A 23362-nucleotide genomic window follows, 5' to 3' on the forward strand; every position below is an offset into this window, starting at 1 on the left:
TCCAGTGGAGTGGGAGGCCTGATTCCGGTGTCTGCTGGTGCTGTTCCGGGTTGTGGCGGCACTGGGGCCGGGTGGTTGTGATGTTTTCGTCGATCATGGTGCCGGAGGAGGTGCGGCGGCTTTTCCAGGTGCTGACGGGTGAGGATATGACGGATGCGGATGAGGGTTTGTTGTTCGCGGTGGCGGATGCGTTGGAGTCGGGTGCGGCGGGGCTGGGTGAGGTGCGGGCGTTGGTGGCGGAGTTGGTGGGGAAGGTGCGGACGGAGTTTTCGGGAAAGGCAGCGGACCGGTTCGCGGGAGGGCTGGCGGTTTTCGATGGGTTGTTGTCTTCGGGTGAGGCGGCGTTGCGGGAGTTGGCGGTGTTCATGCGGTATCTGGCACAGCAGGTGCGGTATCTGAAGCTGGTGACGATATATGGGTTGGAATTGTTGTTGTTGGAGATGGCGTGGGCGATGCAGTTTGCGGGGGCGACCGCTGGTGCGTCGCTGTTGTGGCTGGCGGCGCGGATGGCGGTGATGCGGATGTTGTTGTCGCGGTGGTGGGGTCAGTTGTTCATGCGGTTGGCGACGGCGGCGGCCGGTGGTGTGACGTTCAACGTGATGCCGGATGTGCAGGCCCAGTTGCAGATGGTGGGTGAGGGTTTCCAGTGGGACGGGACCCTGACCGCGCAGTCGGCAGGGATGGGGGCGTTCTCGGCGTTGGTGTCGCTGCCGTTGTCGGCGTTGGGCGGTCTGGTCAGCAACACGTTGACGAAGGTCCTGGTGAAGGGCCTGGGCGATGACGTGGACGCGGCGATCCTGGAGGCGGCGGCGAAGAAAGCGGTGGCCGAGCACGCGGAGTTGTATCCGGTATCGGCGATGGCGAAGTTCGCGGACGCGGTGGGCAAGAGTCTGGATGACTATGCGGGGATGTCGGTGGGGGCGATGTGGCTGGCGCGGTTCGGGCATAGCGTGGGGGACGCGGTGGCTGGCTCGTTGTCGGAGCTTTTCGGGGAAGCGTTTTATCAGTTGTTGCAGGGTGGGCCGTTGACGTGGAACCCGTATTCGTTGTCGGCGGGTGGGTTCGAGACGGTGTTCAGCGGTCTGGGCACTCTGGCGGGTTTGGCGTTGCGGGGCAAGCTGCACCCGGAAGGCCCGAGCCCGTACCTCGAGGACACCGGCGGGGGCGGGGGCGGCAGCGACGATGGTGGCGGGTCCGGTGGGGAGAAGACCCCGCTACTGGGGATAGGGTCCAGGTCGCAGACAGGGGATTTCCCTGGTTCCCCGGGCAAGGACAGCACGTCCGACTTCTCGGATGGCTCGGATGTGCATTCTGTTATCTCGGGATCGGATACCGGGTCGGTGGATTCGGCTGCTGTGCCGGTGTCTTCAGGTGACGGGCTGGTGGTCTCCGGTGCCGGTCCGGCCTTTGGTGACATGGCGGGTAAGGACGGTCAGGGAGGCACGGACCGTAAAGGGGGTGCCGAGGGCAGCATGCCGGGCGGGAAGGCCGCTCGTGGTGTCCCGATGGTGCCCGGTTCCGGGCAGGACCGGCCAGGCGCACCGCCGCCGGCACATTCCGATGAGGTAGCGGGTTCCGGGCAGGACCAGCCGGGCGCACCGCCGCCGGCGTACCGTCCGGTTGCCGGTGGCGATCCGGTGCCCGGGGTGCATGGTGTGGATGCGCCTGGGAACCGGCCGCTTGAGGTGCCTACCTTGCCGACAGCGGACTCACCGGCCGTGACCCCACATGCTTTTGGTGCCCCCGCGGATACCACGCTGCCGGAGACTGGCAGGTCCGTGTCTGTTGTGGACTCCGACGGTGGTGTTCCCGCAGGTGCTTTGTTGGCGAAGGGGATGACCGGCCGCCATGGGAATTCCGGTGTGGACTCCCTTGCCGGGCAAATGGTTTCGCATCGCCAGGATGTTGCTGTGGTGTCGCCGGATTCGGCGACACCGTCGGTGGAGGGGTCGCCGACGGCGCCGTATCTGCAACAGAACCCGGCGGCGGTATTGCCTGCGGGCCTGCCAGCGGACACGGTGCGGGTGCCGGTGCCCACGGATGTGGTTGCTCGTGGCGGGCTGGCGGAGTTCGTGCAGGGCGGTGTCACGGATTCCAGGGGTGGTCCTGTGGTGCTGGTGTCCCAGGGCAATCCGAATGCGGGTGCGGTGGTGTCGCCTGGTCAGGGTTCGGCTCTGGCACAGGGTATGGGGCGGAACGTTGTCGCGATGACCTCGGAACAGGGTGGGCGCGAGCCGCAGTGGACGGTATTCGGTCCGGACGGATCGGCTAGGCCGGTGGCCGGGGACGCACAGCTCGCGGCGACCACCACACGCGGTGTCGGGGCGGACACGACGTGGGGCGAGCGCACTGAAAGCCCGGGCCGCACCAGTGGGTCTGAGGAGCGAGTATCCGCGTCCAGTGTGGGCAGTGGGACGAACCCTGAGCCTTTGCAAGAGTCCTACAGGGTTGCGCTGAGTGAGTTGGCGGGGGCTGACTTGGACAGGCAACGCGAGGCGTCTGCGCGCGCGGACAGCATTCTGGGCCCGACGCTTCAGGAGTACCGGGTGGCTCGGGTGTTGATGGCACATCAGTACCTGCGTTTCCCGGATGATGAATCTGCTGCGGTGGAACGGCGTGTAGAGCTGCAGCGCCAAATGATCCGGCTGATGCATATTGGTGCGGGCGCGGGGCCGGAGCCAGGTGGGAACGGGCTGTCGCCGTCCACTGGCAGTGCGGGGTCGAAGTCCACTGAGGATGTGGTGGATGACACCAAGAGTATTGATTGCGATGCGGGGACGTTCGGGCGCCCGAGTCCGGAACCGGACGCCGAGCCGAGCCCTGGCACATCCGCTGCCAATGCGCATGTGTTGGATGAGGTGACCGATGACGCCGAGAGCGATTTCGCGAAGTTCGAGGAGAGCCTGAGGCGGCTTCGGCGCTTGGGCGAAGACGGGCCGTCCCGGAGCCCAGTGCGTGCCGTGGAGTCCGTTGTGGACGATGATGCTGTCTCCGCTGGTGAGAACGGTCCGCGACGCAGTCAGACCTGGACTGGTGTGGGGAGGAACCAGGATGACTCCGCTGACAATGGGGCCCGGTCGCTCTGGGGTTCGTCCGGTTCGGATACTGATAGCGGCAGTTTGGTGGATTCCGCTGATCGAACGGGGCAGAGTGATCGAACGGTCCTGACCGACCCGACCGAACCGTCGGAGCGGACGGATGGGGTCGCACCGCCCGGTGATTCCTCCCATGACAGCAAACCGCCGGATGAGACGGCCGGTGTTCGGGAGCGGGTTGACGGTGTCGATGCCCGTCAGGACGGTTCCCGGTTGCGGATTCCCCGTGATCTCCGCCGGAGCGATTGGCTGGGCACGGCGCCGCAGATCGTCCAGACGGTGGGTGCGGATCGGGTGGTCGAGGCCGTGCGGGGTTTGGTGCCTGAGGGTACCGAGCCGGTCGGCATCGACGCGGTGGAGCATGCCGTGCTCAACGAGGTCCGGAGCTTGCGTCGTGGGGGCAGGAAGTTCAAGGTCGGTGGCGTGCGGGTGCTGGTGCAGGCCAAGTTCGATTGGCGAGGCAGCGAAGCGGTGGAGGGAAACGCTACCGAGCAGTCGGCCACCTGGACAGCCGATCATAAGGCGGGGGCGTCGAATGCGTTCAGTCATCGGCCGCGTTACCGGCAGATTTTCTTCATGCCCGCCGTGCCGGGCCTTTTCGCTTTGGGTGCTATGGAGCTGCCGACTGGTTTGGCTTCCCACCGCGCCACGAGCCACACCGACACGCACGGTCAGTCGGTGCGTATCGCGTTGCCGGAGCGTGCAACGCCGGGCGGTGACAGTGAATACGCCGGGGCGAGGCCGGTGTTCGTGCCGGTGACGTTCCGGGTGTCGCGGGTTGATGCGGACGGGCACAGCACTGGTCCTGTCACGATCGTCGGTGGGCGTGATCGTCCTGACGCCGGCCCGGTGGGCACCACGTTGAGCGTGCCCGAGGGTTTGCAGCCCATGACGCGTGCACGCGTTGTGCCGATGCCGGGTGAGTTGCCTGTTTCGGTGCTGGAGGGGGCGACGGTCCGGGGGTCGACACGCGGTTGGTATCGGGGCAAGCCCTTGCCGGCGAAGACGACGAGATCCGGGGAGCCGCCGGGGATCTATGATCAGATGGCCGCCCAGCTTGGGTCGCTGGATGAGGACTCGCGGGAAGCCCTGCAGGAGTTTGTGAGCCAGGGCAATGTCGAGCGGCTGCTGCCGGAGATGCGGGTGAGCGAGCACGCGGCCGCCGCCGGCCGGGGCTGGGTGACGTTGGAGACGCCGCTGCGCTCGGGCAACTCGTTCAGGCGTTTGTTCTCCAGCCGTTCCCAGGGTGTGCAGATGCGGGCCGTGGCCAAGCGGGTCGGCTACCTGGAGACGATGGACAACGCGCGGTGGGAGTCGGCTTCCGCCGGGGGCGCTGACGCGGTGAACGTGCATGGTTCGGGGCGTGCGGGTGAGGGCTCGGGGGCCTCCGGGCCCGGTGTGGACGTCGGGATGGTCACCGCGGCGGCGGGGCCTTTTGCCGCGGCCGGTGCCGGCCGTAGCCGTGACCAGGAGTTCACGACCTCGGCGAAGGCCGACGACACCGCGTCCCGCACGGTCCAGATCGTGCGCTACCACACTGTGTACGACTTGCAGGTCCGGTTGCCGGGTCGGTCCTCCCCGATCACGTTCCATGACGCCATCGATGGCGTGCACTGGACGCCGTCGGAGTCCGCGCGGGAAGCCGGTTTGCTGGGCGAGGACGGCCAGCCAGACCCGAATGGCGTGGCCGGTATCACTCGCATGGCGCTGGCATCCAGTGGTGCGGGGGCGAAGCTGGCCAGGATCCTTCGGGACTCGGCGCATAAGGTTCCGGGGCATCACCGGTGGGCGTGGCGGGACACCGATCTCGTGATCGATTTCGGTGATCCCAAGCTGGTCAAGGGAATCCCGGGCAAGGCCCAGGAGCAGCTGGCGCGGGGCAATGAGATCGACGGTGCGCTGGCGGGCACCCATTTGTCGTCCCCGCGGGTGGTCGAGGACATGCTCACCGATCAGGCCGCGTCGATCGAGATGGTCGAGCACGGTCGGGGACACGACTATCACGTGTCACTGAAGGTGACCGCGGAGGTGGCCGAGGTCCGGGATCTGGGTGCGGTCGGCGAGACCGATACGGGGGTGCGGATCTCCGAATCGGAGTCGGCCAAGCACAGCAGGGGCGTGACGTGGCGGGCCGGGGTCGGTTTTGTGGCCCGCGTCTACACGCTGTTGGCCGGCAATTTCTCCCTGGTCACCAGCTACCACAAGTTCGGTTTCGAACGGGGCACGTCCTCGCACGTGGGGGAGGACATTTCATTGTCCTTCGGCGGTGATCGGGGGACGCAGCCGACCGCGACCGGTGGAGTGGGTGCGCAACCCCGCAAGCGGCTGGCCTACCGGGTGCGGTACACGGTGTCGGGGACGCACTGGCAGGAATGGAACCAACTGGTCAAGGGCGTGACGATCGGCAGGCCGGGGATGCACACGCCGACGGTTGAGAAGTTGCCGATTGTGGATGCCTCGGCCCTGGAGGAGGGCCGGGGTGCGGGTGTGGTGGAGACCGACATCGTCGTGGAACTGCCTGCGTGGCAGGCCGACCAGTTCAAAGCCCAGTTGGAGCAGTTGCGTTCCGCTGCCGTCACACCCGTTGAGCACACCGTGGTGTCCTATGACGAGGAGACGATGCGGCAGGGCCTGTCCCGGGTTTTCGATGGTATGCCGGTGGTGTCCTTGCATGGTCTGAAACATCTTCGGGAATCGGCGTATCGGCAGCTCCGGGCTCTTTCCGGGCATTCGGTGTGGGAACTGGGCGGTAATGGGAACCTGATCGATCGCGGGATCTCGCTTCACGCGGTGCGGGCGACCGCGCGTGCTTTCAGTAAGAAGTTCCGGGTGGATGGGCTGTCGGTGGAGAAACGCCGCCAGGATCAGCATGGTGTGGTCGAGTGTTCGTTCATGATGAAAAACCCCGTGCCGGTGCTGGATGGTGACGGTAATCCGGTCAAGATCTGGGAGCGGCCGACTCGGTCGGTGACCGGTGGACGCACCACCGGCAGCAGCAAGTCCGGCACCTTCTCCTGGATGAACTCCATCGAGCCCGCGATGGCCGCGGTGGATGATCACACCGGCGTCATATCCGGTGTGCTCATGCAAGAGTTGTCCCCGGGGTCGGGTAGCTACCGGCGGGAACGGGGACATACGACCGACAGCGGCCGCACCCGGTCGGAGACGGGCAAACCGCGGGAACTCCACCTGGTCACGGTGGACCTCGAGGCCACCGTCGGCGCCGAGGTCAAGACCGTCGGCAAGATCGACAAAATCGGGTTGTTCAAGGGCAAGCCGCCCGCCCGCTCCGCCGAGCGGTTCACGCTGCCTGAATCGGCGACGGTGTTGGTGGACGACCGTCAGCTGCAGGAGATCAAGACTAGGCAGGCCGAGCTTCAGGCGCAGCGAGCACACGAAGCCGGCAAGGAACCGGTGGTGACGTCCATCGGATTGCTGGAGGCGCCTAAGGATGTGGCGAAGGTTCCCGCCGGATTGCTGGAGGCGCCTAAGGATGTGGCGAAGGTTCCCGCCGGGCACACGCTGGCCACCCCGTCCTGGAGCCGGGGGGTCACCGAACCGGTGGATCTAAGTGACCGGATTCCGTTGCTGCGCGAGCAGATTTCCCAGCGACTGGGTCGTGAGGCGGCCGAGGGGCTGCTGCCGGTTTTCCCGCAGGACACCCCTCTAGGCAACGACCGCACGGCCGGGCATTTCCTGTCCAACGTGCAGGCCAAGCTCGGCGATCTCGACAACGGGGGGGCGGGCACCCAACTGCGGTGGGAAGGCCGCTGGCGGGGCCACACCTACGAACTGCACGTGGGGGCCGAACTTCTGGGTGAGCCGGAGGCCGACGGGATCAAGCACGGCGGGCTTGCGACGGCCAGCGTGGCGTCCATCACCGCAAGCAAGATCCGCGGTGGCAGCAGGGTCCTCCTCGAAGTCATGACGGGCGCGATCCCGGGTGTCCTGCTGCGCGGGACAGATTCCCCGGGGACAGCCGGGCTGGCGGGCAGCGAATCGATCCCGCAGCACGGGCCGGGATTCGGCAGGCTGGGCCTGGGAATCCTCCACGTCGCCGAATGGCGGAAGCAGGTCCGTAGCCGCACGCAGACCCCGACAACGAGTTACACGAGTTCCGAGACGGTCTCCGGTGCGCTGGCTTCGCACCGCGCCGAGGTGATCTTCGACGTTCGCATCGAGCGCCACGGGGAACGGCTCGCCGAAGCCCCGGACGTTCGCACCGTCGGGGTGAGCACGGCGGTCGAGGACACCCTGCCCGAGGATTTGGCCCAGCGGTCCCGTGCGGCCGAGATCACCGATCTGACGGCATCGCAGGCGACGGATGAGGCCATCCAGCGCTGGAAGACCGACCACGACGCCGAGGTTCTGCCCGGTGCCAAGGAGTTCCGGGCGGTGGAGTTCCGCGGGCGTGTCGAGGACCTGATCGCCGCCGCCGAGCACGCGATCACCTCCGCGGGGGGCTCGGTGACCGCGGAGGCGCGCCGGAGCTTGCGGGCGTGGTTCACCCCGCACCGCTTGGAGGCGCTGCTCTGCCCGTTGACAGATCCGGAACACACCCCTGTGCCGGTCGAGCTGCCGCCCGGGCTGGGCGTGAACCTCGAACTGTATCTCAAGATTCCGGACCGGGGCGCGCTCTCCTCGACCAGCGGGAGAATCATGCTGGATGGCTCGGCGACCAACCGTTCGCCCGACGAGCACCAAGCCGGCTCGGCCAGCGGGCATGCCGTTCTCGCCACACCGTTGTTCGCCAGCGGCGTGTTGCATCCCGAGGGTGCGAAGACCTACGAGGAAGGCCGCCACGAGTTCGGCCAGGTGGGTGACTGGAACATTCCGCTCATTTCCCGTGGCGGGCACGAATCCGAAACCGAACACCACACAAAATCAGAGACGGCCCGCGAAACGATTTCCCAGGAGAGCCTTGACTCTCCGTTGAAGGACATCACCAGCACCTGGCTGCACGGCGCGGAGTTCCGCATGCTCGCTACCCCCGCTGAGCACAGCTTCGGCAAACGGCGAGCCGGCGTCAGCGCCACGTTCGAGGCCGGTTATGTGATCCGCCGCAGCGACCGCAGCGGCGAGCTGCCGGCCGGGTTGGTGGCCGCGACGAAGGAATTCGCCGAGCGGGACCAGGAATGGACCTCCGCGAGCGACCAGCAACGCGCCGCACGTGTCCACCTGTCCCAGGCCACGCAAGTCCGACAGCGGGCCGATCGTGAGGAGCTGCCGGAAGCCCAGGCCCACATGCAGACAACGCAGCAGGCCTGGGACGAGGCGGACACACGTGCACGGCACGCCGAACACAAGTGGTGGCAGGCCAAGCGCGACTACGAGACCCAACTCGTCCGCGCCCGCACCGACCCCGGGCTGGCGGGTGCCCCAGCCGACGCGAACCTGACCATCCGCGAGGATTCCCGGACGCGGGTGCACAACCGTTACGCCTTGTTCCCGGTGGCGCGCAAGGCCGTCGATGCAACAAGGGAGGGACGCCGGCCCCGCGCCCGCTACGTCGTGCGCGGCAATCTCGACAGAAAGGCCAATGGCGCATCGCAAGCCGGTCAAGACTTCTTTATCGTCGCGCAGGGCCTGGAAAGCATGCTTGACCTTGCACAGCATGACCGCCCCCGCGAATCCCGTTTCGGGGTCAATGACGCCGGACTGATCGCGCCACCGCAGTTTTTGCACGCCGAAGGGCCGACGCGGGTGGACATCTGGATCGAGCCGGGCCCGCTCGTGCGCGATCCTGCGGAATCCGCGGTCAGTCCGGACGGCCTTGGGTGGACCCGCGAGGACCTGCGGCGCGAGGCGGAACAGTCGAAGCCGGTCTTCAGCACGCTCAGTGCGCTCGCACAGGAATCGTTGCGGTGGCAGGCCGAGGCGGTCCTGGCCAGGGACCACGATTTCCGCGCCCTGGACGGCCGGACCGCGGATGAGGTTCTGGCGCTGCACAACGACATGGCGGCGGTGCTGGCGCGTCCGCTGGCACAGCACGACCAGGGCCTGGCCGACGAACTCTCGCGGAACCTGGCACACGAGTTCCACACCGCTCGGCCCACGTCGACGCGCCCGAGCCCGAAACCGGATACGGCCAGGACAGTCCAGACGCCGAACAACGGTCCCGCAACATCTGCGGACCGGCCGGGACCGTCCTATGTGACGGCCAAATCAGGGCTGGAACCGATCCAGGAGGAACAACCAAAGCCGGATGACGCGTCCGCTCTGAGGTTTCTCAGTTTTTGGTGAGTTGATCTGGTGGGTGGATGCCGAGGTGCTCGGCGTGGCGGCGTGAGTTGGCCTGAAGATGGAGGAAGCATCGGCGTTGCTTACAACCGCCCGTTGTCCGGGAGATTCGCCGATGCTTCCTGTGGGAACCATACCGTCTTGTTTGCTGTCGGTGTTGGAAGGGGTGCGTTCGGTGTTCACCGCGCCGACGTTCGCCACGTTCGTCTCGTTGGTGACCGGCCTGCTGGCAGCCACAGGCCCCCGGACGGTGACGGGAATGTGGAGCGCGGCCGGACTGGCGGGACGCTCCCACCACGCTCGGGCGCACCGGTTTTTCTCCCATTCCCGTTGGGATCTGGATTCGCTGGGGTTGCTGCTGGCCCGTCTGGTGGTGGCCCGTTTCGTCCCGGCCGGGGCGGCGGTGACGGTGGTGGTCGACGACACGTTGTTTCACCGCTATGGCGCTAAGACCCACGGGGTGTTCTGGCAGCACGACGGCTCGGCGAAGGGCCGCGATGGGATCGGGCGGGGTAACTGCTTCGTGGTTGTCGGACTCGTCGTGACCGTGCCGTTTTTGACCAGGGCGGTCTGCCTGCCGGTCCTGTTCCGGTTGCATATCCCTAAATCCGGTGTCTCCAAGCCCGATGCGGCCCGGGCGCTGGTCGGGTTGCTCGCCCGCGCGTTCCCCGAACGCACCCTCCACGTGGTGGCCGACGCCGCTTACCGGGGACCGGCGTGGCGCACGCTGCCCGGCAACACCACGTTCACCACCCGCCTGGCAGCCAACGCCGTGCTGTATGCCCTACCGCCCGAGCCCACGGGCAAGCGCGGACATCCCAGATGGAAAGGCGAGAAACTCGGCACCTGCACCGACCTCGCGGCCACCGCCACCTGGCGAACCACGGAAGTCACCTGCTACGGCAAGACCGAAACCGTGCACATCGCCACCGTCACCTGCCTGTGGTGGGGCTCGCTGCACCGTACCCCGGTCACCGTGGTGCTGATCAAGGAGACCGACTCGGCCCGGCCCTACGACATCGCGCTGGTGTCCACCGACACCAGCGCTTCAGCCGAAACAGTCATCGCCCGCTACGCCGACCGCTGGAGCGTGGAGCAGACGATCAAGGACTCCAAGATCCTCATCGGCGCAGGCGACGCCGCCAACCGGCTGCCTCGCGCCGTCGAGCGCACCGTGCCCTTCGCGATGCTCGGCCTGACCATCCTCACCCTGTGGTACGCCGGACACGGCACCCCCGAGGCGGACCTGGCCGCCGCCCGCGCCCGAGCACCCTGGAACCGCAAGAAGAACAACGTCAGCGTCGACGACATGCTCATCGCCTTCCGCCGGGCCCGAATAACTGCCATCAGCGCAGGCCAGAACACAGTCGATCCCGCCAGGCCCTCGACCAGCACCTCATCCGCCGCATAACTGAGAAACCTCAGGACTGTGGGACCAGTCTTTTATTTGGAGCTGATCGCATGCCGATCCCTCACGTCACAGCGGGAAACGTCGCCCGCGCCAGCGAACAGAACGCATTGATCGACGCCGTCAACACCAACACGACGAACATCGCCAGCAACACAACCGCGATCAACGGCAATACGTCCACACTGAACAGTTACGGCACCCGCATTACCGCACTCGAAAGCACAGACGTCGGCACCGACGCCGGGCAGTACTTCGGACAGTGGAAGGACGCGGGCGGCAACGTCGTCGGAACGGCGATCAGCGGGTCCGGCGCGGGCGCGATCGGCGTCAAGGTCGCCGACATCACGACCGCGATCGGCACGCCCGTCGGGTGCTCGATGTCGGCCGGGACGCTCACGGTCACACAAGCCGGTCTGTGGATGGTGCTTTTCTCCGTGCAGTACACGGGAAGTACCTCCGTGCGCGCCGCGTTCGCCGGAACGGGAAACGCTACGAACTTCACCGACGGCAACACGAAGTACGGCACGATCACCGGTCCATCGATGGACGCACAGTCGGGCTCGGCGGTGCTTCGGCTCGCCGCCAACGCAACCGTGTCGATCTACGCCGCTAACTGGACTGCCAGCACGACGCTAAACGTATGGCGTGCTGGGGCAACCGGGCTCACCGCCGTGTGGCTCGGCCCGTAACGAAAGGAATCACCTGTGATCATTGAGGTTCTGCCGCGCCCGCAGGTTCACCGCGTGTGGATCTGGAACGGCACCAACACGACCGCGATCCGTGAACACCTCGCCGAGCTCGGCCGCGACTCCGGCAACGTCGTCGATTTCATCGACAACGGCGACCAGACGGCGACCGTCCGGTCCGCGACACAGCGGTACGGCACGTACGAGTTCCCCGTCTATCAAGGCGAGTGGTACGCAACTCAGATCACATACATGGGCGTCGTGCCCGAAATGCGGTCCGTGGAACAGATCAATACCGATTTCGTCGCGTACCCGGATTACACGGTCCCGATCGACCCGGCGCAGACTCCGCCCGCGTGACCTCCGAAGGTGTGGCCATCGTGGACTCCGCACTCGTCGGCGCGATCTTCGCCGGGATAACCGGACTCGTATCAGGCTCAACACGATGCCGTGCCGTACCCGGATCAGCTCGGCCACGGCCTTGCGGGTCCACACCAGGCCGGTCAGCCCGAACGTGGCCGGAGTGTGCTCGGCCACCGCATACCGCAGCTTGCGCTGCCGGCGGGCACTCAACACTTTCTGCTCCCCGGCCTTGCGGCCCCGGCGACGCGCGGCAAGACCCTTCGAGCCGCGTTTTCGCCACGCCTGCACCCATCTGGACACCGACTGCGCCGACACCGCGAACACCTGCGCCGCCTCGGCCTGGGTCATCCCACCATGGACAGCCGCTACCACCCTGCGCCGCAGATCCTCCTGCGTCTCAGGCGATAACCTCCGCGCATCCCGCACACCAGCGATCATGCCAGATCAACGAAGATCAGACCTTTGAGTTCCCGATCAAAAACCGCGATCGGCGGACTCCTGCTCAGCCGCCAACGGCAACGGGCCGAGACCGTCGCCGACCTAGAGTCCGAAGTGGTCGACCTCCGGCACAAGTTCGAGGCAGCTCTCCGGCATATCTACGCGCTCCGTGAAGACATGAAGCGGCAAGGCCACGCACCGCCGGACATGCCGGAAGGGCTGACCACACGTCGCGACCGGCGCGACACGAGGTGAAAAACGTCCGTCCACACCGGAACGGTTGCCTCGACCGCGGGCCGACCTCCGGCATGAGCTGACCAGGGAAAACACGACCGGCGAAGATCGATCGTGCCCAGCGGAAGTGTCCCTCCACAACGGAGCGGGGCCAACACGACGAAGGGGCTTCGGATGCTCTGGGGAATCGACGTCTCGCACCACCAGGGCGACGCGTTCGACTTCGCCGCCGCCCGCGCCGCCGGGATCGAGTTCGCGATCCTCAAGGCGACCGAAGGCGGAACATGGATCGACCCGCAGTTCCGCCGGAACCTCGCGGCGGCGCGCTCGGCGGGAATGCTGGTCGCCGCCTACCACTACCAGCGTCACGGCGTCCCGCTCGCCGACCGGATTGCCAACATCACGCGCACCGTTCCCCGCGACGTGCCCGTGATCGTCGATCTCGAAGACGGCGGCGGGCACACCGACCAGACTCGCGCCACGCTGGACCGGCTTCGGGAGCTCGGCTACTCGTCGCCGCTGCTGTACTTGCCGCGCTGGTACTGGGAACAGATCGGCCGCCCGGACCTTCGCGGGCTGCCTCCACTGTGGGCGTCACGCTGTCCGGACAACAACGGCGGGACGCCCGCCGAGATTTACCGGCGCGTTCCCGCCCGATTCTGGGACGCCTACGGCGGAAACCGCGTCGACGTCTTGCAGTTCTCAAGCTCGGCCACGGTCGGCCGTCACCGACCGGTGGACGTCAACGCCTACCAGGGATCACGCGCCGAGCTCGCCGCGTTGCTCGGCGCCCGGCCGCCCGCGCCACTACCGGGAGGGATCGAAGACATGGCGCTCGATACTCAGTTCCGCGACAGCTTCGGCAACGTTCAGACCGTCGAGTCGTTCATGTCCGAAGTGATGCGCAAGCTCAACGACTTGCATTACCCGGCCGTCGTTCCGGGGAGCGTTCCGTCCCGGATTCCCGGCGACACCAACACGACGACGGTCTTCGACATGGTCAAGGACGCGACCGCGTGGACGAATCAGATCCTCGGACGCGTGATCGCCATTCAGGCGGCGAGCTCGACGGACCCGGCCGCCGTCGCTGAAGCGCTCCGGCCGGTCGTCGCCGACGTCGTCGGCCCGGTCATCCGTGACGCATTACGTGACGTGCTCGGCGCCGACGCCGCCGACCAGGCGGACGCGATCGTCGACGCGATCGCCGCCCGACTGTCCACGCCGACGCCGCAGGAGTGAGACAAAATGACACACCAGTTCTCGGAGGAACCGCACGTCACCGCGACCGAACCGGCCACGCTCGCCGAACTCGTCCGCCTCGTGATCGGGCTCGCCGTCGGCGCCGGGTGGCTCACCACAAAGTCGGCGAACACGTGGACCGTCGGCGCGACGGTGCTCGGGCTCGCCGTGTCGGTCGTACTGACGTGGTGGACTCGCCGTAAGGTCACCCCGGCGGCGCGTCCGCGCACCGACGACGGGACACCGTTGGTCCCGGCTCCGCCGCCGACCCGACTCGCCGAGTGAGGGACGCTCGGCGCCCGCCCGGTACGGCTGCACCGGGCATCAGAACGCCCCCACCTGCACCCGTGTTGTTGCTCGCTTCGCGGGGTGCGGGTGGGGGCGTTTCTGGCGTGCTCGCGTCCGCCGGTCACCGACCGGCGTCGGGCTCGCCAGTTCCGCCGAACATCGCTTGCAGCATTTCCGGGCTCACCCCTGTGTCTTCGACAGGCATCGCGCCGTGGTAGTCCGTCCAGGTGACGCACGTCGGCCGCGCCCCGGTTGCCGCGAACTCCTCCGCCGCCGCGATCACCGTCGCCGCGTCGATCTCCGCGCCCGGCGGGAACGGGATCTCCGACCACCCGTAGACGATCACCTCTTCGTTCTGCCCGCCGGTCGTCACCTCGCCGTCGCCGTGCTGCCAGAGGCACACGCCCCGGTCGCCCCGGAAGCCGACGACGAGTTCCGGGCCGTCGTCGTGCGTCAGGTGCACGATCACCCGATCATCGGCCTGTTGCGCGATCAGCGCCCCTCGCACGTCGGCCGCGTCGAGCCGCGTTTGGTCGTCGAGTTCCATCGTGAGCGTCATTGCTTCGCCTTCCCGTGGTACGTGCGCCGGTACGGGCGCCCCTTGCGGTCCGTGCCGCAGACGGTCACCTGTGAGCCTTCCGGGAGGAACGGCTCTAGCACCTGGTGACAACCTGGCGGCCGGGTCTGGTACCCGCACGGAACGTTGTTGATCACAACATCGGCCGACGTAACGCCGCTACGTACCATCATCGCAGCAGCCCGCAGCTCGACGTGAAAGGGCAGGAACGGCGGCGCCGTGATGCCTAGGAGGCCGCTGAATAATCGGCGTGTCTCCCAGGAATCTGGGCTTGAGCTGGGAGAATCGGTTTATGCAGGGTGTGGAACGTGCCGACCGGGAACTGCTGGACGCTCACGCGCTGGTCGGTCATCTGGTGCCGGCGGGCAGTGTGTTCGCGTTCCTGGCCGAGCATCGTCAGGATGTGTTCCCCGATGGGGAGTTCGAGGACCTGTTCCCCTCGGGGAGGGGACGTCCGTCGATCCGGGCGTCGGTGATGGCCTCGGTCCTGATGTTGCAGACGCTGCATGACTACTCGGATCGGGAGACCGCCGACGCCGCGCGGTGTGATCTGCGGTGGAAGGTCGCGACCGGAATGTCGTTGGACCACAAGGGATTTGATGCCTCGACCCTGGTGTACTGGCGCAAACGGCTGGCGGCGTCGGATCGGCCCCACCGGATCAATGACGCGGTCAAGGACGTCATCGAGCAGACCGGGATCCTGCGCGGCCGGCGTAAACGGGCGGTGGATTCCACGATCCTGGCTGATGCGGTGGCCACTCAGGACACCGTCACCCAGCTGATTGCGGCGATCCGGCGGGTGGCCCGGCAGGTTCCTGGCGCAGCCGAGCGGATCGCACAGGTGTGCACCGGCCATGACTACAGCCAGCCGGGCAAACCGAGGATTGACTGGGATGACCCGCAGGCCAAGGACGCACTGGTGTCGGCCTTGGTCAACGACGCAGGCGCGCTGGTGGCGGTGTTGACGGAGGCCGAGTTGGAGGGCGATGCGGAGGTCGCGGTGGCGTTGCTGGCGCTGGTCGCCGGTCAGGATGTCGAACCGGCGGAAGGATCGGATGGCACTGATGGGCGGTGGCGGATCGCGCGGCGGGTCGCCCCGGATCGAGTGATATCCACGGTGGACCCGGATGCGCGGCATACCCGCAAGTCGCCGGAGAACCGCCGCGACGGGATCGGGCGCACGTGGCGGCCGAGCCCGAGACCGGGATCATCACCGACGAGAAGCTGACCAAGGCCGCTGGGACGGAGAACTCCGATCCGGCGGTGGCCGAGGAGTTCCTCGACGCCGAGGACGATCCCTGCGAGTGGTACGGAGATTCCGCCTACGGCACAGGGGATCTGCGTGGCGCGATCGACGACACCGACGCCGACGAGGCTGTGATCAAGCCGAAACCGGTGCAAGCGCCGGTGGAGGGCGGGTTCACCGTCGACGACTTCACCGTCGACGAGCACGCGGGCACGGTGAGCTGCCCGGCCGGTAACACCCGCCCGATCAGTCAGAAAAACCGGGTGGCGACCTTCGGCGCGCTGTGCCGCGACTGCCCGCTGCGTGCGCGCTGCACCAAGTCCAAGACCGGCCGTAAAATCGTTCTGCACCAACGAGATGATCTGCTGCGCCAAGCCCGCCGTGACTGGGCAGACAAGCCCGAACTGCGAGAGAAGTACCGGAAGTTCCGGCCCAACGTGGAACGGGTCATCTCCCAGATCGCCAGCATCGGCGGCCGTCGTCTCAAACTCCGTTATCGCGGCGCCACCAAGAACCATGCCTGGCTCACTCGTCGCACCGCCGGGCTCAACCTGCGCAATCTCGTGGGCCGCGGGCTATCTCGCACGGCAGGAGTCTGGGTTCTGGCGGGCTCGGCCGCCTGACCAGCGGCCGACCGGCCGGACCGGGCCCTCACCGGCCCGTCTATGTGCTCTCTCGCCCGCCCCGACCGCACTGCCACGCGCGGATAGGGGCTTGCTGCGGGACTGCTCGTCAAGCTGTGAGAGTGAGATGTCGTACCACTCGATGGTTGTGCCGACCAGGCTGGCGCCGACAATTCGGGTAATGGAGGAGCGCGAGGGAGTGGATGCGCGTGTCATGGTAGGTCGCTTCGTCGTCGGAGCAGGGTTTTCGGGGGAGGTCGGTCCGTGCGCGGTTGGAGTGCTGCAAGGCGGCGACATGTGCCGCCTTGCAGCACTGGTCCGTAGCGGTGCCGGAGTGCGGTGCCGTTACCAAGCCGAGCTGGGCAGCATTCGCACTGGGGAGTCGTGGTCTGCTGTGCTGCGCCCGAGGTCGGTTCCGCCGGGAGCCGCACAATGTGTTTCAGCCTGCGAACGGGTCCGCGATACCCGCGTATCGGGCTTCGAGGAACTCCTCGATGCCTTCGAGGCCGCCTTCCCGGCCGAGTCCGGACTGCTTGACGCCGCCGAACGGGGCTGCGGGGTTGGACACTATGCCGCTGTTCAGCCCGAACATCCCGGAGTCGAGACGCTCCATCAACCTCATGCCGCGGCGGAGGTCGCGGGTGAAGGCGTAGGAAACCAGCCCGTATTCGGTGTTGTTCGCGAGGTTGACGGCCTGGTCTTCCGTGTCGAACGTGATGATCGGCGCGACTGGCCCGAACACCTCTTCGGAAAGGATGCGGGCGTCCTCGCTGACACCGGTGATCACAGTCGGCGGGTAGAAATAACCTGGACCGTCGATCGGGGCGCCTCCGGTCAGGACCTCCGCGCCCCTGACTACCGCGTCCCTGACAAGACCGTGCACCTTGTCCCGGCTGGCGGCGTCGATGAGCGGACCGAGGTCGGAGTCCGGCTCGGTGCCGCGGGCCGGTCGCAGCCGCGCCATCCGCTCCACGAGTTTGCGGCTGAACTCCTTGGCAACGGAGGTGTGCACGATGAACCGGTTCGCCGAGGTGCATGCCTCGCCCATGTTGCGCAGCTTCGCGACCATCGCTCCGTCAACAGCGGCGTCCAGGTCAGCATCACCGAAGACCAGGAAGGGCGCATTACCACCGAGCTCCATGGAGGTGCGTAGCACCTGGTGTGCGGAGTCGGCCAGCAGTTTCCTGCCCACCGGCGTGGATCCGGTGAAGGAGAGCTTGCGCAGCCGTGAGTCCTTGATCAGCGGTCCGGTGACCGCACCTGCCGCGGTGGTGGGGATGACGTTGAGCACGCCTGCGGGCAACCCTGCATCCGACAGCACCTGAGTGAACAGCGCTGCGGTCAGAGGAGTCAGCGCCGCTGGTTTGAGAACCATCGTGCACCCCGCGGCGATAGCCGGCGCGATCTTGCGAGTCGCCATCGCCAGCGGGAAGTTCCACGGCGTGATGAGCAGGCACGGGCCGACCGGCCGCTTCAGCACGACGAGACGAGATTTCCCGTCCGGGGCGGTTGCGAAACGACCGGAGATGCGTGGGGCCTCCTCGGAGAACCAACGCAGGAACTCAGCACCGTAGGCGACCTCGCCGCGCGCCTCGGCCAGTGGCTTGCCCATCTCCATCGTCATCAGCAGTGCGAAGTCTTCGGCGCGAGCCGTGACGGCTTCGAATACGCAGCGCAGCAACTCGGCGCGCTCCCGGGGTGATGTCGCCGCCCAGGACTCCTGCGCGGCTGCGGCGGCGTCCAGCGCTGCCGCCCCGTCAGCGGGGGTCGCGTCCGCCACCGAGGTCAGGACCTTCCCGGTGGACGGGTCCTCGACGTCGAATGTCGCGCCGTCCTCGGCCGACCTCCAATCACCATCGACGAACAGTCCTGTTCGGACATCCGCGAGGAGCTTCTTCTCTTCAGGTTTCATGGCCTGGCGTTTCTCATTCCTGATCGAAGATGATGACTTGCCTGATCGCCGCGCCGTCGGCGAGGGAGTCCATGGCTTCGTTGATGTCCGACAACGCGATCCGGGACGAGATGAGTTCCTCGACAGGCAGCTTCCCCTCGCGCCACAGCTGGACGTAGGCGGGAATGTCACGAGACGGCACTGCCGAACCGAGATAGCTGCCGATGATGGTCCGCGCCTCGGCGACGAGGCCCAGCGGGGAGATCGACGCCCGCGCGTCGGTGCCGGGCAGACCGGCCGTGACCGTGCGGCCTCCGGGCGCCGTCACCGCGACCGCAGTTTCGAAGGCGCGGGCATTGCCTGCGGCCTCGATGACGACGTCGGCCTTGACGCCCTGCGCAAGTGCCTCCTGGGGGGTGTACGACGCGGTCGCACCGAGCTTGTCGGCGAAGGTGAGCTTGTCGTGGAGCGAATCCACCACGATGACCTCGTTTTTCCCAAGTGACAGCGCGGTCAGCAGGGCGGCCACGCCGACACCTCCGAGCCCGACGACCATGATCGACTGACCCGGCTTCGGCGCTCCGGCGTTGAGCACAGCACCGCCACCGGTGAGCACGGCACAACCGAGAACGGCCGCGATGTCGGGCGGCACGTCGCTGTCCACGGGCACGAGTGAGTGCCGGTCGACCACGGCGTGGGTGGCGAACCCGGAGACTCCGAGGTGATGCTTGATCTCGCAGCCGTCACGGTGTAGGCGGACACCACCGTTGAGGAGAACGCCCTCCTTGTTCGCCCGGGTTCCGGGGATGCAGGGCATCTGGCCGTCCGTAGCGCAGCCGGCGCATTCTCCGCAACGCGGCAGGAACGCCATCACGACCCGCTGGCCTACGGCGACGTCCGCCACCCCTTCGCCCAGTGCCTCGACGCGGCCCGCGGCCTCGTGCCCCAGCAACATCGGCACGGGGCGCACGCGGTTGCCGTCGAGGACCGAGAGGTCGGAATGGCACAGCCCGGCCGCCTCCAACCGCACCAACACCTCACCGGGGCCCGGGGGGTCGAGTTCGAGTTCCGAGATCGTAATGGGGGTTGAGTCGCGGAACGGGCGCGGTCGCCCGATCTCTTCCAGAACTGCTCCGGAGATCTTCACTTCGTGTCCTTAGAGGGAATCTCGGCTTGCTTGGTTGTTTTCGTCTCGGCGATTGCGTCAGTCACACGGGATGGGATGTCGTCGCCGACCCTCAGCGGGTTGCTGGCGAAGAGGCCCTCGTGCGCGAGCACCGGCCGACGATCGCCGGCGAGCTCGGGGTACTTGTGCTCGAGCTTTTCCCGTTCCACAAGCAGTTTCCGCCAGCCGTCCAGGGTGGACCGGTCTCCTCCGCGGACGGCTTGCCAGCTGCGCGGCATCTCGTCCCGGGACGGGCCGGGGTTGGCTTGGCCGGCCATGGTCACTGCGGACGGGCGGCGCGACGAAGGCCGTCGGCAGACCGGACAGGCGGGGTCTGGCGAGTGCATCGATGCAAGCCCCGCTTCGAACCGATGACCGTCGGCGCAGGTGAAGTCGTAGAGAATCATCGTGGCCTACCGGTAGAACCCCGTGGGGGCGACACGCAGCTGCGAGAACTGATCGGCATCATGGCCGAAGACCACCTCGGCGCCGGTTTTGTCGGCGATCGTGCGCAGCTTCTCCACGGATTCCAACCACTTGAGGTTGTCCCACACGATGGCCGCGCCCACTGCGGGAGGCCCCCAGCTCTCGTTGAGGTACACCGCGTCCGAGGTGAAGATCTTCGTCCCGTCCTCGGGAAGGTCGACCCGCAGGGACATGGTGCCCCACGTGTGACCGGGAGTTTCGATGACGCTCACGCCGGGAACGATCTCCACGTCACCCGACACCGCTTCCAGCGGCAGGCCCTCGTAGTCCGAAACCAGGTGCGCGCCCTTGAAGGCGCCGTCGATGGCCAGTGCACCGTCGATCTCGTTCGAGTTGGCGATGATCCTGGTGCGGTTGGGATCGAACATCTTCGCGTTGGCCGCGTGGTCGAAGTGCAGGTGCGAGAGGACCAGCATGTCGATGTCGTCGGGGGTCAGCTCGAGTTGCGCGAGCGCGGAGTCCAGGTAGCCGGGGCCTTCGGGGTCGTCCTGCACCGGGAAGAAGTCCTGGAATCCGGTCGGCGCCCATCGGGTCTCCCAATCCCTGGGCACGCCGGTGTCCCACAGGATGCGTCCCTCAGGGTGCTCGATGAGCACAGCGTGCGTGGGGCAGTCGCCCCAGGCCGGGCGGGTGTTGCGGTGATGGCGGTCGACGATCGTCTTCCCGCCCTTGAGCAGCAGCCACGTGTGATCGGTTTCCATGACACCGGTGGAGAGCACGTGGACCTTCATGTTATTCGCCATGACAATCGCCCTTGTTTGTCTGACTAAGAATGCAGATGTGCGAATGAGCGCCTAGGTGTGAATGGCGTCTCAGTGAGGAGCAATTCTCCAGCTCCGCATATGGGCTGTATATGGCATGAGATGCCATACTTGACGTTCATTTGTGTACACCCAAGCCACTGGCAGATGGGCTACGCTCGTTGCGTGACTGGCGCGAACTCGCCGGAGGATGACAAGGGCCTGCCCGCACTGCTCGAGCTTCTCGACAAGGGTATTGCGCCGCTGGAACTGGAGAACGTCCTGGCCTCGCACCGCACTGGGACGAAGGACCCACGTGCCGCAGCTGCGCTGCGCCGGGTCAACAACTCGCTGTGGGAGGCGAGGCGCCGTGAGGCGCTGTTGCGCACGTTGCATGCAACCGCGACGGATCTGACCGCGATCCGCGACGTCGAGGCCATCCTCAGTGCGATCGTTCGCCGGACCCGATCGCTGATGGGCACGGACATGGCCTACATCAGTCTCAACGACGACGAGCGGCGGCAGACCTACATCCGGATGGCCGACGGTGTCGCCACCGCTGCGTATCGGGCCATCCGCATGCCGCTGGGGGCCGGGGTGCTCGGCAAGGTCGCCCGCGGTGCGTCGCCGGCGCAGACCGAGGACTACCTCACCGACGAGACGTTCATCCACATACCGGAGATCGACGACGCCGTCGCAGGCGAGGGAGTGAAGGCGATCATGGGTGTCCCGCTGCGAGCCAGCGGGACCGTGATCGGTGCGCTACTCGTGGCGAACCGGCACCGGCACGTCTTCAGCAGCGATGAGGTGGCCTTCGTCGAGTCGATCGGCGCCCATGCCGCCGTCGCGCTGGAGAATGCCCGGGCCTTCGGTGAGATGGGGGAGGCACTGACAGCCCTCGACGAGGCCCGATCCCGCAATCTCGAACACCTACAGGCTCTGCAGGACCTGGTCCGGCTCGACGAAGTCCTGACAGCCGCCCTGCTCGAGTCCAAAAGCGTGGAAAAGATCGTTCCCCTGCTGGCAGAGTTCCTGCGGTCCGACGTGGCTGTCGTCGATGCCACCGGCACGCTGATCACGAGTTCGAGGGACGAACTGATCGCCGATGACATCACGGGTGTCCAGCAAGCCGCTGCCCGCTCGGCGAACTCCCGCGGCGCGGTCGAGCTCAGCGTCGCGGGCGAGCCCTGGACACTGGTCGCTGCGACCGCGGGCTCGGAATGCCTCGGCGCGGTGCTCGTCGCCGAACCGATGCCGCCCTCGACCGCTCTGGTCGAACGATCGGCGGTATACCTCAGCATCCTGCTGCTCTTCGAGCAGGTGGTCCTCGATGCCGAGGATCACCAGCAGCGCGAGCTCATCGACGACATGCTGGCCGAGTGGTCCGACCACGGTCCGGCACTTCGCCGCCGCGTGTCCCAATACCGCCTCACACCGGAGGGACCATGGTGCGTGCACATCGTCGACGTTCCGGTCGAACAACGCTACAGAGCGCTGGTCGTACTGCGCACATACCTGCACGAACGTTCCGGGCTGGTTTCGCTGCACGAAGGACACCTGTGCCTCGTGACACCGGGCGAGGTCGCCCTGCTGGATGGGCAGGGAGCGCTGAAGGCACTGAAAGCCGCCGACGTTACCGCAACCATCGGTTGTTCCGGACCGGTCAACGGCCTGGCGGGAGTCCGACGTGGGCACCGCTACGCGCAAGCGATCGTTCGCGCACTCGAAGTCCTCGGCCGCGAAGGCGAGGCGGCGGATCTGACGCATCTGGGGACGGCCGGAATCCTGCTGGGACTCACTGACCAGCGCTTGGCGCAGGATTTCGTCGAGGTCCAGCTCGGGCCGATCCTCGACTACGACCGGCACCGCAACACCGATCTGGCGTTCACAGCATGGACCTTCCTCGACACCGGATCGAGCCTGGCGCCGACCGCACAACGGCTGAAAGTGCACCCGAACACCGTCCGGCAGCGGCTCGAACGCATCGACCAGCTGCTCGGAGCTGACTGGCGGCGTGGAGGCCGGATGCTCGACAGCCACGTCGCCCTGCGGATGTGGCGACTGCGGAGCGCGGGAACCGGTGAGGAACTCGTACAAGCGCAGCCGGAAGACCCCGACCCGACTGGACGTTTCGATGATCAGATTGGGACGGATGCTTGAACCCGTCGTGACATGCGGTTTGAGTTTCGAAACTGCCGAGGCGGAGTATGCCGAGTGCGAGGTTGCGGAGGGTGGCCATGACCTGGGCGCCAGTGCCTGCGAGCCGAAGCACCGATCCCCTCCGTGCTCCGGCTGATCCGCTACGTACTGTCGAACACCACCCACGGACACACCCGGCACTACATGCCTGGCGTCGACCTCGACCACCAAGGCCGCGAGAAACGATTCCTCGCCTTCGACAACTTCCTGTCCCTACCCAAGGAACCCCAGGCCGACGAGAAGCGAGGCCGACGGCCGACCTGGCGGCGTAACACCGCCACTTCATGCCGTAGGACCAGGATCTCGACATCCTTGGGCCGCGGTACGCCTGGCGAGCAGCCCCAACCAACCGAAGACGGTCACCGACGCCATGTACATCAGTCGAAACAGCACGATCCGCGATCATGGCCTAATCACAACGATCAGCGAAACCCCAGGTCA

Annotated in this window: 14 protein-coding genes and 2 pseudogenes; 9 read left to right on the plus strand and 7 right to left on the minus strand. The window is 66.7% G+C overall.

Features of this window, described 5'->3' with window-relative positions; translation table 11 throughout:
* The first annotated feature begins 80 nt into the window (after positions 1-80).
* From ACRXBZ_RS33815 to ACRXBZ_RS33830, 4 genes are all read left to right on the plus strand, one after another.
* The gene (locus ACRXBZ_RS33815; protein WP_433882526.1) at positions 81-9338 is read left to right on the plus strand and encodes a WXG100-like domain-containing protein; all 9258 of its coding nucleotides are present in this window, start codon (positions 81-83) and stop codon (positions 9336-9338) included.
* 112 nt (positions 9339-9450) lie between these two features.
* A complete protein-coding gene (locus ACRXBZ_RS33820) occupies positions 9451-10746 on the plus strand; it encodes an IS701 family transposase (protein WP_433882527.1) in 1296 nt (431 codons plus the stop codon).
* A 50-nt stretch (positions 10747-10796) separates the two neighbouring features.
* On the plus strand, positions 10797-11435 hold the full coding sequence (locus ACRXBZ_RS33825) for a hypothetical protein (RefSeq protein WP_433882528.1): 639 nt from the start codon (positions 10797-10799) through the stop codon (positions 11433-11435).
* 15 nt (positions 11436-11450) lie between these two features.
* Positions 11451-11792 (plus strand): hypothetical protein, encoded by a 342-nt coding sequence (locus ACRXBZ_RS33830; RefSeq protein ID WP_433884170.1) that lies wholly within the window; start codon positions 11451-11453, stop codon positions 11790-11792.
* Between the two features lie 243 nt (positions 11793-12035).
* Here ACRXBZ_RS33830 and ACRXBZ_RS33835 read toward each other — a convergent pair.
* A pseudogene (locus tag ACRXBZ_RS33835) lies at positions 12036-12233 on the minus strand (helix-turn-helix domain-containing protein); the annotation flags it as partial.
* A 24-nt stretch (positions 12234-12257) separates the two neighbouring features.
* Here ACRXBZ_RS33835 and ACRXBZ_RS33840 point away from each other — a divergent pair.
* From ACRXBZ_RS33840 to ACRXBZ_RS33850, 3 genes are all read left to right on the plus strand, one after another.
* Positions 12258-12488: a hypothetical protein gene (locus ACRXBZ_RS33840; protein WP_433882529.1), complete on the plus strand. Its 231-nt coding sequence runs from the start codon at positions 12258-12260 to the stop codon at positions 12486-12488.
* 153 nt (positions 12489-12641) lie between these two features.
* The gene (locus ACRXBZ_RS33845; protein WP_433882530.1) at positions 12642-13706 is read left to right on the plus strand and encodes a glycoside hydrolase family 25 protein; all 1065 of its coding nucleotides are present in this window, start codon (positions 12642-12644) and stop codon (positions 13704-13706) included.
* 6 nt (positions 13707-13712) lie between these two features.
* Positions 13713-13991 (plus strand): hypothetical protein, encoded by a 279-nt coding sequence (locus ACRXBZ_RS33850; protein ID WP_433882531.1) that lies wholly within the window; start codon positions 13713-13715, stop codon positions 13989-13991.
* Between the two features lie 124 nt (positions 13992-14115).
* Here ACRXBZ_RS33850 and ACRXBZ_RS33855 read toward each other — a convergent pair whose 3' ends face one another.
* Positions 14116-14553 carry an Imm1 family immunity protein gene (locus tag ACRXBZ_RS33855; protein WP_433882532.1) on the minus strand — a complete coding sequence of 146 codons (438 nt, stop codon included), beginning with the start codon at positions 14551-14553 and terminating at the stop codon, positions 14116-14118.
* Positions 14550-14795, minus strand: a complete 246-nt coding sequence (locus ACRXBZ_RS33860) for a DddA-like double-stranded DNA deaminase toxin (RefSeq protein WP_433884053.1) — start codon at positions 14793-14795, stop codon at positions 14550-14552. The genes ACRXBZ_RS33855 and ACRXBZ_RS33860 overlap by 4 nt, the downstream gene beginning before the upstream one ends.
* Before the next feature lie 68 nt (positions 14796-14863).
* Between ACRXBZ_RS33860 and ACRXBZ_RS33865 the strand changes: the two are divergent.
* A pseudogene (locus tag ACRXBZ_RS33865) lies at positions 14864-16440 on the plus strand (IS1182 family transposase).
* 439 nt (positions 16441-16879) lie between these two features.
* Here ACRXBZ_RS33865 and ACRXBZ_RS33870 read toward each other — a convergent pair.
* From ACRXBZ_RS33870 to ACRXBZ_RS33885, 4 genes are all read right to left on the minus strand, one after another.
* On the minus strand, positions 16880-18352 hold the full coding sequence (locus ACRXBZ_RS33870) for an NAD-dependent succinate-semialdehyde dehydrogenase (RefSeq protein ID WP_433882533.1): 1473 nt from the start codon (positions 18350-18352) through the stop codon (positions 16880-16882).
* Between the two features lie 13 nt (positions 18353-18365).
* Complete coding sequence (locus ACRXBZ_RS33875; protein WP_433882534.1) at positions 18366-19478, minus strand: alcohol dehydrogenase catalytic domain-containing protein; 1113 nt, start codon at positions 19476-19478, stop codon at positions 18366-18368.
* Complete coding sequence (locus ACRXBZ_RS33880) at positions 19475-19774, minus strand: hypothetical protein (protein WP_433882535.1); 300 nt, start codon at positions 19772-19774, stop codon at positions 19475-19477. Before ACRXBZ_RS33880 ends, ACRXBZ_RS33875 begins: the two co-directional genes overlap by 4 nt.
* 135 nt (positions 19775-19909) lie before the next feature.
* Complete coding sequence (locus ACRXBZ_RS33885) at positions 19910-20725, minus strand: N-acyl homoserine lactonase family protein (protein WP_433882536.1); 816 nt, start codon at positions 20723-20725, stop codon at positions 19910-19912.
* Positions 20726-20908: 183 nt separating this feature from the next.
* Here ACRXBZ_RS33885 and ACRXBZ_RS33890 point away from each other — a divergent pair, with 183 nt between their 5' ends.
* Entirely contained in the window at positions 20909-22882 is a 1974-nt protein-coding gene (locus ACRXBZ_RS33890; RefSeq protein WP_433882537.1) for a helix-turn-helix domain-containing protein, read from the plus strand.
* Positions 22883-23362 lie beyond the last annotated feature (480 nt).

The organism is Saccharopolyspora hattusasensis (assembly GCF_050972075.1).
Classification (GTDB): Bacteria; Actinomycetota; Actinomycetes; order Mycobacteriales; family Pseudonocardiaceae; genus Saccharopolyspora; species Saccharopolyspora hattusasensis.

Bases quoted from the DNA above. Each gene is read 5' to 3' on its own strand.
- ACRXBZ_RS33815 (WP_433882526.1), top strand. From the start codon at position 81: ATGTTTTCGTCGATCATGGTGCCGGAGGAGGTGCGGCGGCTTTTCCAG.
- ACRXBZ_RS33820 (WP_433882527.1), top strand. From the start codon at position 9,451: ATGCTTCCTGTGGGAACCATACCGTCTTGTTTGCTGTCGGTGTTGGAA.
- ACRXBZ_RS33825 (WP_433882528.1), top strand. From the start codon at position 10,797: ATGCCGATCCCTCACGTCACAGCGGGAAACGTCGCCCGCGCCAGCGAA.
- ACRXBZ_RS33845 (WP_433882530.1), top strand. From the start codon at position 12,642: ATGCTCTGGGGAATCGACGTCTCGCACCACCAGGGCGACGCGTTCGAC.
- ACRXBZ_RS33850 (WP_433882531.1), top strand. From the start codon at position 13,713: ATGACACACCAGTTCTCGGAGGAACCGCACGTCACCGCGACCGAACCG.
- ACRXBZ_RS33855 (WP_433882532.1), bottom strand. From the start codon at position 14,553: ATGACGCTCACGATGGAACTCGACGACCAAACGCGGCTCGACGCGGCC.
- ACRXBZ_RS33870 (WP_433882533.1), bottom strand. From the start codon at position 18,352: ATGAAACCTGAAGAGAAGAAGCTCCTCGCGGATGTCCGAACAGGACTG.
- ACRXBZ_RS33880 (WP_433882535.1), bottom strand. From the start codon at position 19,774: ATGGCCGGCCAAGCCAACCCCGGCCCGTCCCGGGACGAGATGCCGCGC.
- ACRXBZ_RS33885 (WP_433882536.1), bottom strand. From the start codon at position 20,725: ATGGCGAATAACATGAAGGTCCACGTGCTCTCCACCGGTGTCATGGAA.